Origin of the sequence: Cellulomonas sp., assembly GCF_036279715.1 — a bacterium.
Lineage (GTDB): Bacteria > Actinomycetota > Actinomycetes > Actinomycetales > Cellulomonadaceae > Cellulomonas_A.
This window is the reverse complement of the sequence record NZ_DASUIR010000159.1, coordinates 1-10913: the sequence shown is the minus strand read 5'-3', so window position 1 is coordinate 10913 and position 10913 is coordinate 1. Positions and strand designations below refer to the sequence as shown.

Sequence of the window (10913 nt, the reverse complement as noted above, 5' to 3'; positions counted from 1 at the left end):
TGGCGGCCATGGGCGTATTCGGCGCTGAGTTCACCCACCCCAGGCGTCGTGGCCGCTCACCGGTCGCCTCACCGTTGCCGATGGACCTGGAGCCGGCACATGCCGGTGCGGAGGACATCGCGCAGGGCATACGGGACGGCGGACTGTGTCGGAGCGAACAGCGGATCGCCTGAGTGATGCCGAGCCACTGAGCGGGGCCGCTCTGCCGTCGGCCGACGTCGACTCCACCGGCAGCTCCGCCCTGGACGGGCGCTCCGACGAGCGGTGGTTCCCGCGGTTGATCGGTGTCCTGATCCTCGGCCTGGCCGGCGCGCGTGGCGGTCGCCGCCGTCGGCCTCGCCGTCCTGTTCGCCGCGGGCGTGGCCCTCCTCGAACGACGCATCACCAACCAGTCGCGCCGCTCTGTGAACATCGCGACCAACCCGCTGGCCCCGAAGCTCGTCATGGCGCGGACCGAGGGCACCTTCGCCGGCCCGGTGACCGTCACCGTCCTCATCCCCGCGCACAACGAAGAAGCCTCCCTCGGTGCGACGATCGCGTCGCTGGTCGGCCAGTCGCACCCCCCGGCGCGGATCATCGTCGTCGCGGACAACTGCACCGACTCCACGGTCGCGATCGCCCGACGAGCCGGTGTCGAGGTCGTCGAGTCGGTCGGCAACGCTCACAAGAAGGCCGGCGCACTCAACCAGGTGCTCCGACGCCTGCTTCCGGAGCTGGGCCCCAACGACGTCGTCATGATCGTTGACGCCGACACCCGGCTCGACGACGGCTTCCTCGAGACGGCCGTCGCGCGCCTCACGGCTGACCGGGCCCTCATGGCGATCGGTGGCCTCTTCTACGGCGACGAGGGCGCCGGGCTGCTCGGCCAGTTCCAGCGCAACGAGTACATCCGCTACAGCCGCGAGATCCGGCGTCGACGCGGCAAGGTGTTCGTGCTCACCGGGACCGCCTCGTTGTTCCGGCCCGAGGCGCTGCGGACCGTCGCTCGCAGCCGCGGCACCTCGATCCCCGGGACGCCCGGGGACGTGTACGACACCGCGGCCCTGACCGAGGACAACGAGCTCACCATCGCTCTGAAGTCGCTCGGCGCACTGATGATCTCGCCCGAGCAGTGCACGGTCGTCACCGAGGTCATGCCCAGCTGGCGGACGCTGTGGTCCCAACGACTGCGCTGGCAGCGCGGTGCGCTGGAGAACCTCGGCGCCTACGGCATGACCCGCAAGACGTTCCGCTACTGGGTGCAGCAGCTCGGCATCGGCTACGGGGTCATCGCCCTGACGTCGTTCTTCGTGCTGATCCTGCTCATGGTGGTGTCGATGGGCACCTGGGTCTGGTTCCCCTTCTGGATGGGGCTCGGCCTGCTGTTCACCGTCGAACGCATGGTCACGGTGTGGAAGGGCGGCTGGCGGGCACGTCTGCTCGCTGCCGCACTCTTCCCCGAGCTCGTCTTCGCGGCGTTCCTCGATGTCGTCTACGTCAAGGGAGTCCTCGACATCACGCTCGGGCGGCAGGCCAGCTGGAAGCACGTCGAGCATGCGGCACTGCCGGGCGGTCCGTCCACTGACGTCGAGCCCGTCGACAGCCTGCGGGAGGTGTGACGCCGATGCTGACCCACGCCGCCACCGTCGTCTCCGCCGCTGTCGCCGCGGCCGTCGTGCCCCAGGGCCTGCTCCTACCCGAGTCGGTCGTCCAGTCTGCCCCGTTCAAGATCCTCGCGGCGTTCGTGGCGATCAACACGCTGGTCTACGGAACCCTCGCAGCTGCCAAGGCGCTGCCGAAGGTTCATGCGCCGGCCTGGTTCGGGGGACGGAACCGCCGGGCGCAGAACCGCAGCATCTTCCCGGAGCCGCCGGAGCACGACTCCTGACACCTGCGCGTCCTGACACCCTGCGCGCCTGAGCGTCGTGGCGTCGTTCAGGGTGGCGCCCAGTGCGAGACGGTCCGAGACACGGCGCCGGTCGACGTCTCCGGCCGACGCCGTGTCTCAGGTCGAGCTACGGAGCCGCGACCAGGGCCGCCACGTACGTCGGTCCCGCCGGGACGCCCCAGCCGGTCGTCAGGTCGTAGCCGTCCGTGGTCGGGTATCCCGGGACCGGGTCAGGCGTCAGCGCGCCGTCGGCACCGATGTCCCAGACGCGGTTGGTGTCGAGGTGCCCGCTGGGCGTCGTGCCGTACGTCGACGGGACGACGTCGGTGAAAGCCGCGCCTCGAGGAAACGCCGTCGAGTAGATCACGGAGTTGAGGTTGCCGAGCGGCGCCTTCTGCGCGGCGATGCGCTGCTGGTTGGCCAGCGCAGTGAGGGCGGCCGCCTGGGGCGAGGATGCCGACGTGCCCCCGTACAGGTGCCAGCCGAGCCGGTTGACGCCCGGGAAGAAGGACGTGTAGACGAGCACGCCGCCGTTGACCGAGGAGTTCCACGAGAGATCGGGCACTCCACGGTGATCCCCGACGACCCCCGCGACAGCGTCCTGGTACGCAGGCCGCGGGTAGACCGTCGACAGCCCGCCGCCCGTCACCAGTCCTGCCCAGCCTTCGTTGTCCACCGGCTCGGAGCTCCCGCCGGAGTTCCAGGCGAAGTAGTCGGGGTTGAGGCTGCCGTCGGCCAGGAACGGGGTGTCGCTGGTCGGGTCCCACGTCCAGCCGTACTGCAGCTGCGTGCCGCCGACCGACGTGACGTACGGCGAGACGTTCGGGTAGGAGACCTGCGGGTCCGGACTCGTCGCGGTCTGCCGGTGGGCGCGGGTCACGCCGACCGAACCGGCGTCGCCCGACGACGCGAAGAAGGTGTCGCCCTTGGCGTCTCCCTTGGCAAACGTCTGGTCGAACCGCGCGAACGCGACCTTGGCCGCCGCTGGGCTGGCGAACGCCGACTCGTCCGTCCCGAAGGACATCGAGAACACCGTGCCGGCCGGGAACCGGTCGATCGCCTTGTCGATCGCGTTCATGAGGTTCGGCAGACCGGGAACGCCTTGAGTCTCGGCCGGGGGCACGGCCAGCAGCACGATGTGAGCGGCCGGTGCGAGCGCATAGGCCCACTCCACGTCCAGAGCTGCCTCGCCGGCCCACCCGGCTGCAGCCGCGGGCCCGGACTGGGAGCTCCCGTTGCCGTTCACCGTCGTGGTCGGGAAGCCGGGCTCTCCCTGCGGGAACCACTGCTCGACGCTGGGCGCCGGCCCGCCGAAGGACGACGCGAAGGTGGCGAGGTCGGCTTCCGCCGTCGGGCTCCCGTAGGAGTCGACGAGAACGATCGTCTGCCCCGCGCCCTCCGTGCTGGTGGTGGCCAGCGCCGGGAGCCCGTGGGCCGCGCGGACCTCGTTCGGTCCGTAGCAGTGGTAGTACGCGTAGGTCTTCACCGGCGCCGGCGAGACGCACGCCGGTGGGGTTCCCGTCCCTGTCGGCATGGCCGGGGTGTCCGGCGCCTCCGCAGCGAACGGTACGACGGCGGGCGCGGCGACGGAAGCACCGCCTGACGCCACCCCCGCGACGGCCGCGAGGCCGATCACCGTGCCAGAAGCCAAAGCAACGACTGTGCGCATGAGCACTCCCCGATCGGAGTCGACGACGCAGCTGCCCCGCCCCGGTTGGGCCGGGCGACATCACGGACAATCCGACCGCGCAACGGTCGCAGGCGCAAGCCCTGGCCGCATGAGGACGCCAGAACGTGTGAACGTCACCTGAGGTCGGCCAGCGCCGGCACGGCCGGCGCCACGCTGTTCTGCACCCAGGTCGCCAGGCTGCCCTTCGGCGGCATGACGATGACGCTCTCGACGCCGAGCGCCGCGTACGGCGTCATGCGTTCGACGAACGCGGAGGTGTCGCCCACCGTGAGCTCCGGTCCGCCGTCGAGGAGGGTCACCCGGATCTCGGCCGGGTCGCGGCCCACGTCATCGCAGTGCCGACGCAGGACGTCGAGCTTGCGCGCGACCTCGTCCGGTGAGCTCGGGAACAGGTTGCACGCATCTCCGTACTGCGCGACCAGCCGCAGCGTCTTGCGCTCACCGGACCCGCCGACGAGGACCTCGGGGCGTCGGTGCAACGGCAGCGGGGAGCACAAGGTCTCCGCCAGCTTGTAGTGCGTGCCGTCGTACGGGCCGTTGTCGTCCGGGTCCCACATCTGCCGGCAGATCTGCAGCGTCTCCTCGAGTCGCTCGAACCGCTCAGCCAGCGGCGGATAGGGCACACCGAGCGCGAGGTGCTCGCGCTCGTACCACGCGGCTCCGATCCCGAGTGTCGCCCGACCGCCGGAGAGCACGTCGAGCGTCGCGGTGATCTTGGCGAGCAGCCCGGGGTGCCGGTACGTGACGCCGGTCACCAGCACGCCGAGCTGGTCCGTCGACGTGAGCCCGGCGACGTAGCCGAGCGTCGTGTACGCCTCGAGCATGGGGTCGTCGGCCGGGTAGCCCGGCATCTGGAACCAGTGGTCCATCACCGACAGCCAGGAGATCCCGCCGGCCTCGACGGCCTCGCAGGTGTGCGCGAGCTCGCGCCGCAGCTGGTTCGGCTCGACGGCGTCGAACCGGAAGACGTGCACACCGATCCGCATGGCTACCCCTCTCGTGCGTCGCCGACGGATGCCGACCGGTCCAGCCTGGCTCTTCGAGCGCGCTCCACGTCAACCCCGCGCGCACCGACGTCGTCCTCCGCGTCGCACAGGCCACACTGAGCTGGGAGGCCGGCGGACGGCGACAGACCCGCGCTCATCGCGACCGCCAGCGGCTGGCCTCGCCCCCTGGTCAGGCCCCGGCGGCGGTCACGATCGCGTCCGTGGCGAAGCCGAGCAGCACGCCGATGACGAGGCCCCAGGTCGTCAGCTCCTTGAAGCCGATGCGGCGCGCCACGGCGAGCAGCTCGACCACGACGTACAGGATCGAGCCGGCCGCCAGCGCGAGGAACGCGACCGACGCGAGGTCGCTGGTGAACCGCTGGCCGACGAGGGTGCCGACGAACGTGGGTCCACCACCGATCAGGCCGAGCACCCCCAGGTAGCCCCACGACGGGCGGTACCCCTCGACCGCCAGCGGCGCGACGATTCCGAAGCCCTCGGTGGCGTTGTGCAACGCGAACCCGATCACCAGGAGAACGGCCAGCTGCAGTGCGCCGGACGCTGCGCTGCTCCCGATCGCGAGGCCTTCCGCGAAGTTGTGCAGGCCGATGCCGACGGCGATCATCATCGCGAGCCGCTGCGCATGGGCCGCCGCCGGCGAGAGGGCACCCGGTACAGGCTCCACCGGTACGCCGTGACCGACCAGGACGGGGCGCCTGGCCCGCCGGGCGATCCACCGGTCGAGGTAGACCAGCCCCATGAGGCCGAGCGTGAACGCGACCGCGAGGACCGCGCCGAACCCACCGGCTGTGCCCATCTCGCGCGCCGTGAGCGCTGCGTCGATCGGCTCCCACGCATGCGTCAGCACGTCCCAGACGAGGAACACCAGGATCCCGGTGGCGGCGGCGTTGAGCAGAGCCCGCGTGCGGGGCGCGGCGTTGCGGACCCGGCCGACCGGCAGCCCGATGAAGATCGTGACCCCGGCGATGGCGCCCAACGCTGCGATCGATGTCGGGCTCATGGCTGCGCGTCCTCAATCCACTCGGTGCGAACCGGGGTGCCCGACCGCCGACGAGACGGTACAGGTGAGGCGACCCTTACCCCAAGTCGGTCGGTCGCCCCGAAGCGGCGCTGAGTCGTGACGGCGGCCGGCGCGTCGTCTCAGAGCGCGAGTCGACGCCCGCCTCGCCGAGCTGACCGACGCGAGGCCCGCGGCCGACCCGACCGTGAGGTCGATGCCGCCCATGATGATGACGACCGTCTGGATGACCGCGAGCAGACCGGAGACGGTGACGGCCATGCCGATGGTCTTGAGGCTGGACGCGCCGAGACAGGTACTGACGGGACCCCCTACCGTCAGAAGTGCCCAGTCGCGCCCCGGGCGAGCCGTTGTCGAGGGAGACACCTGATGCAGATGCCCAAGCACAGCGACGAGGCGAAGGCCTACTTCCGCTCCTTGGTGCCGCCGTGGCCGTCGGTCGAGGTGCGGCCGATGTTCGGGGCCGTTGCGGCGTTCGTGAACGGCAACATGTTCGCCGGGCTGTTCGGCGAGGACGTCGGGGTGAAGCTGGATCCTGCGGGGCTGGCCGAGCTGGCCGCTGTGCCGGGAAGTGGACACTTCGGTCCCGCGGAGCGTCCGATGGGCGGCTTCCTGTCCCTTCCGGCAGAGCTGCCCGACGCGGAGAAGACGAGATGGCTGGAGCGTGCGCGCGACCACGTCAGCACGCTGCCACCGAAGGTCAGGAGGGTGCGATGAAGGTCATGACCGAGGTCAGTGCGATCGTCGAGCCCGGGCGGGAGGCTGACCTCCTCGACGGGTTCAGACGACTGCTCGCCGAGCCCAAGCCCGACGGCCTGGAGCGGACCGAGCTGCTACGAGCACGCGACGGCGCCTGGCGCATCCAGACGCTGTGGCGTGACCAGGCGGCACTTGACCGCATGCGGGCAGCACCCGAGCCTCCTGCGGCGCCCCAGCTGTTCCGGCAGGTCGGCGCGGACCCCGTCCTGGCGGTGTTCCGCGTCGAGGCGAGCACCACCGACGGTGGGTAGCTGTCGGCTCAGCGCGCGGACCAGCCCGACCACCTCGCCACGGACACGACGATCACGGGCCCGTCCGGGCGCACGCCCCGGTACTGCGGGTACCGCGCGACGAGGCGCTCGATCGCGTCGACGTGCTCGGGCCCGTCGTCCGCCAGGGCGGCCGTTCCGTCGGCCCTGACCCACCACAGGCGGTCCCAGTCCGAGGCGTACTCGTCGACGAGAAGGCTCACCGCCGGCCGCCGCGCGATGTTGTGCAGCCGTCGCAACGCCGTGGTCCGCTTCGGCTTGTGGTCGACGGCGATCACGATCGTGTCCGCAGCGAGGGCGAACGTCACCGGGACCAGGTGCGGCGAGCCGTCGTCGTTGACGGTCGCCAGGTAGGCGTGGTCGGCCAGACCGAAGCGTCGGCGGCACTCGTGCGGCTCCATGCTCGAGGATGACCCCGCGGTTCGGTGTCCGCAGCCCGGCGCTCCCGCTCGGTGCTCGTCCACGGCTTCGCCGTCGACTCACCTCGGCGCCATGACGAGCAGTGCGCCTGGTTCGACCTCGGCGCTGAACCTGCTGGTCGCCCCTTCCATGTCCCCGTCCAGGCGCACCACGACATGGAAGCCGGCGTCGGCGGCGGCAAGGGCGTCGTCGTCCTGTGAACCGCCTGCTGGACGGTCCACGCCGCGCATTCCGTCAGTCCTGCTCCCACGGAGGCGTGTCGTCCATCTTGCGGTAGTACTTCGCCAGGTGACTCTTGACGCGGTCGACGTCCTTCGTCGGCAGCGACACTCCCCCGCGCGAGCCCTGGACGACGGCCGCGGCGGCCATCACGGCCCGCGGGACCGCCCGCAGCCGTCCGTCGACGACATCCGCGATGAGCAGCTTGTACGACCCGAAGTTCTGCTTCGAGCCGGCGTCGTACCAGACGTGCGCATCCCGGTACCGGTCGGTCGGGCCGTCCTGGGCGCCAGCCCACTCCCGAACTCGCTCCTCGGCGGCGTCGCTGCCCCACTCCCGATCACGGTCTGCCAGCGGAAGATCGCCGAATGCGGTCACGGCCATGGCTCCTCCTCGTGTCGTGCCGGTCGTCGATCCAGCGTCTCACCGCCTCCGTCGGGGGGCATCCGCGCACGACGGGCGGCTCTGCGGAGGCAGCCGATGACGCCGACGCGCTCGACGTCGTCGGCCCGACGGGGAACCCTGATCGGGTGACGACCACGAGCCCACGCCTGCTGACCTTCGGGCACGGGACCGCCGACCAGACGCAGATCGTTGAGCTGCCGCGTGGCGCCGGAGCCGGCCTCGTCGTCGATGTCCGACGCTTCCCGGGCAGCCGCCGGTACCCGCACGTCGCTCGCGACGCCCTGTCGCGGTGGTTGCCCGACGCAGGCATCGAGTACCGGTGGGAGCCTCGACTGGGCGGCCGGCGTGAGATGGCCGATCGACCGGGGCCTGACACCTGGTGGCAGGTCGAGGCGTTCCGCGCCTACGCGGCCCACACGCGCACGCCGGAGTTCCGCGCCGCCATCACGGACCTGCTGGCCGACGTGGCTGCCACCGAGCGCGGGACCCCCGTGATGATGTGCAGTGAGACGCTCTGGTGGCGCTGCCACCGGCGGCTGGTGAGCGACGTCGTCGTGCTGCTGCACGGAACACCGGTCGAGCATCTCGGGCACGACGGACGCTGCATGGTGCACCTGCCGTCACCCGGAGCGCGCGTGACTCCCGACGGACTGGTCTACGACCTACCCCGATGAGGCAACGCTCTGTGAGCTCCTGCCCGCCGGCTGGGGCCGGGCAGCGTCGCGCGATCCCTTCTGTATGGCGGCCAGGTAGAGGGCCGCTCCGAGGATGCTGAGTGCGCTGCCTGTCTCTCGCGCTCGTGCCCGTGAGCGCTGACGCGGCGGCCGCCTTCGGGCTCGAGCCGTGCGTCGTCGGGCACGACTTCGCGCTCGAGGCCGTACCCACGGACATGGAGGTGGGTCGACATGGGGACCTGGTCGTGTCCTCGCTACCGGGCGGCCCGGAGGACGGCAGCCTCGGAGCGAACGGTCGCGTGTTCTCGCTCGACCCGCGATCCGGGAACCTGTCCCAGCTCGCATCCGGGCTCGCAGGCGCCACCAAGATCCGCCGGTGTAGAGCGAGTCGACGTACCAGTCAGCGAGCGCGATGATCCGCCGGGCCCGCTCGACCATGGCAACGTCGAGGAACGTCCCGTCTGGCAGGACGAGCGTGCCGCTGCCCGCCTCACGGGCGTCGTGCACCGCCTCGACGACCCGCCGAGCGTGCTCGACCTCGAGCGGGCTCGGCGCGAAGGGAAGGACGAGCGCGATCGCCTCGAGGCGCTGAGCACGCCCCACCCCAGTTATCACCAGCCGAGAGTCGTCAACGCCGCGCGTGGGGTCTCATGAGATCGGGGCCCGCCGATGAGGTCTCCGTCGCGGTCGGAACCTTCAGCACTTGACAGTCCGTCCATCGTCGCGCTCTGCTGGAAGGGCCGGGGATCTCGCACGAACGGCGGGTGGAACCATGAGCCAGCACACTGAGCGTGTCGGCGACACCCTGCGGCTCGTCGCAGGCTCGGCAAACCCGGCGCTCGCCCGGGCGATCGCCACCGAGCTCGGGACTGAGTGTGTGCCCGCCAAGCTGGAACGGTTCCCCGACGGCGAGCTGCGGCCGACCCTGGGTCGCGTGCGCGGTGCCGATGTCTTCGTCATCCAACCGACCGGTCCCCCGGTCAGCGACAACCTGGTCGAGCTGCTCCTCCTGATCGATGCGTGCCGTCGGGGAGGCGCGGAGCGGGTGACCGCCGTCGTGCCCTACTTCTGCTACGCGCGGCAGGACCGGCGGGGCCGCGCAGGCGACGCCGTCGGCGCGAAGGTCGTTGCCGACGTCATCGTTGCGGCCGGTGCCGACCGGCTTGTCGTCGTCGACCCGCACACCGCGGCGCTCGAGGCCATGTTCGCCATCCCGGTCGAGATGCTGACGGCGGTGCCGATCCTCGCCGAGGCGGTCAGGCCGGCCCTGCCGGCAGATGCGGTCGTGGTCGCGCCGGACCTGGGGGCGACCAAGCTGGCCGAGCGCTTCGCCTCGTTGTTGAACGCGCCGGTCGCCGTGGTCCGCAAGACGCGCGTCAGCGGATCCGCCGTCCGCGCCGAAGAGCTCGTGGGTGACGTCGCGGGTCGGGCCGCGGTGATCGTCGACGACATGATCAGCACCGGCGGGACCATCGAGGCCGCCCTCCGCGTCGTGGCCGCGCACGGCGCCTCGCCTGACGTCATGGTCGCGGCTACCCACGGACTGTTCGTCGGGCCCGCCGGGCGACGACTCGAGAGCTCCCACCTGCGCCGCCTGTTCGTCACCGACAGCACCGTGCTGAGCGACGGGCTCGGGCTCCCGATCCACGTACGGTCGATCGCTGCGCTGCTCGCCGACGCTGTGTGGCGGCTCCACCGCAACGAGCCGCTCGACGATCTGCTCATCAGGACGTGAACGTCTCCGGCCGCCGCGCGCGGCCGACCGATCGGGAGGAGGAGCGATGCCGTCCACGACGCTGGCGCTCGCCGGCGACACGATGCTCGGCCGCGGTGTCGCCGAGCACCTCGCCACCCATCCGGCACGGACGCTCTTCGGCGAGGAGCTGCTCGACGTCCTGGCAACGACCGACGGCATGCTGCTCAACCTCGAGTGCTGCCTCTCCGAACGCGGGGAGCCGTGGCCCGGCCGCGTGTTCCACTTCCGCGGACCCTCCTCGGCCGTTGATGTGCTGACGCTGCTGGGGGTGCGGGGCGTGACCCTCGCGAACAACCACGCGCTCGACTTCGGTACGCAGGCGCTGCTCGACACGCTGCACACCCTGAGCGCCGCCGGCATCGCCGTTGCCGGCGCGGGCGAGAACCTCGAGACCGCGCGTGCGCCGGTGGTGATCACCTTCGGCCGGCTGGCGGTGACCGTCGTGTCCTTCACCGACGATCCGGCCGAGTACGCGGCTCGGCCCGACCGCCCCGGAGTCGCCCACGCCAACCTCGGCGACGCCGTTCCCGACTGGCTCAGCGCGCGCGTGCGCGACGCGTCGGCATCCGGGACGCCGGTGCTCGTCTCTCCCCACTGGGGACCCAACCTGATCCAGGAGCCCCTCCCGTCCGTCCGACGCGCGGCCCCCGCCCTGACGGCTGCCGGCGCGACGCTCGTCGCCGGGCACTCCGCCCATGTCTTCCACGGCGTCGCAGGCCGCGTCCTGTTCGACCTCGGCGACTTCCTCGACGACTACGCCGTCCATCCGGCGCTCCGCAACGACCTCGGCCTGCTGTGGCTGGTGACCTTCGCCGACACAGGGCAGCCA

Annotated in this window: 14 protein-coding genes; 9 read left to right on the top strand and 5 right to left on the bottom strand. The window is 71.3% G+C overall.

The features are described from left to right. Nucleotides 1-314: 314 nt before the first annotated feature. Nucleotides 315-1598 (top strand): glycosyltransferase family 2 protein, encoded by a 1284-nt coding sequence (locus tag VFW79_RS14890; protein WP_329678078.1) that lies wholly within the window; start codon nucleotides 315-317, stop codon nucleotides 1596-1598. Nucleotides 1599-1603: 5 nt separating this feature from the next. Further along, nucleotides 1604-1867: a hypothetical protein gene (locus tag VFW79_RS14885; RefSeq protein WP_329678077.1), complete on the top strand. Its 264-nt coding sequence runs from the start codon at nucleotides 1604-1606 to the stop codon at nucleotides 1865-1867. Between the two features lie 127 nt (nucleotides 1868-1994). Here VFW79_RS14885 and VFW79_RS14880 read toward each other — a convergent pair whose 3' ends face one another. The 3 genes from VFW79_RS14880 to VFW79_RS14870 form a co-directional block, all read right to left on the bottom strand. Next, nucleotides 1995-3536 (bottom strand): S53 family peptidase, encoded by a 1542-nt coding sequence (locus VFW79_RS14880; protein ID WP_329678076.1) that lies wholly within the window; start codon nucleotides 3534-3536, stop codon nucleotides 1995-1997. Nucleotides 3537-3670: 134 nt separating this feature from the next. After that, nucleotides 3671-4543, bottom strand: coding sequence for an LLM class F420-dependent oxidoreductase (locus VFW79_RS14875; RefSeq protein ID WP_329678075.1), 873 nt, complete (start codon nucleotides 4541-4543; stop codon nucleotides 3671-3673). 190 nt (nucleotides 4544-4733) lie between these two features. Next, the gene (locus VFW79_RS14870; protein ID WP_329678074.1) at nucleotides 4734-5564 is read right to left on the bottom strand and encodes a ZIP family metal transporter; all 831 of its coding nucleotides are present in this window, start codon (nucleotides 5562-5564) and stop codon (nucleotides 4734-4736) included. Between the two features lie 387 nt (nucleotides 5565-5951). On the opposite strand from VFW79_RS14870, the gene VFW79_RS14865 reads away from it, so the two are divergent. Together VFW79_RS14865 and VFW79_RS14860 are read left to right on the top strand one after the other, a co-directional pair. Continuing rightward, the gene (locus VFW79_RS14865) at nucleotides 5952-6299 is read left to right on the top strand and encodes a TfoX/Sxy family protein (protein ID WP_329678073.1); all 348 of its coding nucleotides are present in this window, start codon (nucleotides 5952-5954) and stop codon (nucleotides 6297-6299) included. After that, nucleotides 6296-6592: an antibiotic biosynthesis monooxygenase gene (locus tag VFW79_RS14860; RefSeq protein ID WP_329678072.1), complete on the top strand. Its 297-nt coding sequence runs from the start codon at nucleotides 6296-6298 to the stop codon at nucleotides 6590-6592. Before VFW79_RS14865 ends, VFW79_RS14860 begins: the two co-directional genes overlap by 4 nt. Nucleotides 6593-6600: 8 nt before the next feature. Here the strand turns inward: VFW79_RS14860 and VFW79_RS14855 are convergent, their stop codons facing one another. Next, nucleotides 6601-7011 (bottom strand): TIGR03668 family PPOX class F420-dependent oxidoreductase, encoded by a 411-nt coding sequence (locus tag VFW79_RS14855; RefSeq protein WP_329678071.1) that lies wholly within the window; start codon nucleotides 7009-7011, stop codon nucleotides 6601-6603. Between the two features lie 24 nt (nucleotides 7012-7035). Between VFW79_RS14855 and VFW79_RS14850 the strand changes: the two genes are divergently transcribed. Beyond that, a complete protein-coding gene (locus VFW79_RS14850) occupies nucleotides 7036-7230 on the top strand; it encodes a hypothetical protein (RefSeq protein ID WP_329678070.1) in 195 nt (64 codons plus the stop codon). Between the two features lie 34 nt (nucleotides 7231-7264). Here VFW79_RS14850 and VFW79_RS14845 read toward each other — a convergent pair whose 3' ends face one another. Next, a complete protein-coding gene (locus VFW79_RS14845) occupies nucleotides 7265-7633 on the bottom strand; it encodes a hypothetical protein (protein ID WP_329678069.1) in 369 nt (122 codons plus the stop codon). Nucleotides 7634-7779: 146 nt separating this feature from the next. On the opposite strand from VFW79_RS14845, the gene VFW79_RS14840 reads away from it, so the two are divergent. From VFW79_RS14840 to VFW79_RS14825, 4 genes are all read left to right on the top strand, one after another. Then, nucleotides 7780-8328, top strand: a complete 549-nt coding sequence (locus VFW79_RS14840; RefSeq protein ID WP_329678068.1) for a DUF488 domain-containing protein — start codon at nucleotides 7780-7782, stop codon at nucleotides 8326-8328. 101 nt (nucleotides 8329-8429) lie between these two features. Continuing rightward, complete coding sequence (locus tag VFW79_RS14835; RefSeq protein ID WP_329678067.1) at nucleotides 8430-8744, top strand: hypothetical protein; 315 nt, start codon at nucleotides 8430-8432, stop codon at nucleotides 8742-8744. 356 nt (nucleotides 8745-9100) lie between these two features. Then, entirely contained in the window at nucleotides 9101-10063 is a 963-nt protein-coding gene (locus VFW79_RS14830) for a ribose-phosphate pyrophosphokinase (RefSeq protein ID WP_329678066.1), read from the top strand. Nucleotides 10064-10109: 46 nt separating this feature from the next. Then, nucleotides 10110-10913 (top strand): CapA family protein (locus tag VFW79_RS14825; RefSeq protein WP_329678065.1); only part of this gene is annotated, 804 nt, incomplete at its 3' end.

Excerpts from the sequence above, each read along its gene's own strand:
- VFW79_RS14885 (WP_329678077.1), top strand. The coding sequence starts at position 1,604 with ATGCTGACCCACGCCGCCACCGTCGTCTCCGCCGCTGTCGCCGCGGCC.
- VFW79_RS14880 (WP_329678076.1), bottom strand. The coding sequence starts at position 3,536 with ATGCGCACAGTCGTTGCTTTGGCTTCTGGCACGGTGATCGGCCTCGCG.
- VFW79_RS14875 (WP_329678075.1), bottom strand. The coding sequence starts at position 4,543 with ATGCGGATCGGTGTGCACGTCTTCCGGTTCGACGCCGTCGAGCCGAAC.
- VFW79_RS14870 (WP_329678074.1), bottom strand. The coding sequence starts at position 5,564 with ATGAGCCCGACATCGATCGCAGCGTTGGGCGCCATCGCCGGGGTCACG.
- VFW79_RS14865 (WP_329678073.1), top strand. The coding sequence starts at position 5,952 with ATGCAGATGCCCAAGCACAGCGACGAGGCGAAGGCCTACTTCCGCTCC.
- VFW79_RS14860 (WP_329678072.1), top strand. The coding sequence starts at position 6,296 with ATGAAGGTCATGACCGAGGTCAGTGCGATCGTCGAGCCCGGGCGGGAG.
- VFW79_RS14855 (WP_329678071.1), bottom strand. The coding sequence starts at position 7,011 with ATGGAGCCGCACGAGTGCCGCCGACGCTTCGGTCTGGCCGACCACGCC.
- VFW79_RS14845 (WP_329678069.1), bottom strand. The coding sequence starts at position 7,633 with ATGGCCGTGACCGCATTCGGCGATCTTCCGCTGGCAGACCGTGATCGG.
- VFW79_RS14830 (WP_329678066.1), top strand. The coding sequence starts at position 9,101 with ATGAGCCAGCACACTGAGCGTGTCGGCGACACCCTGCGGCTCGTCGCA.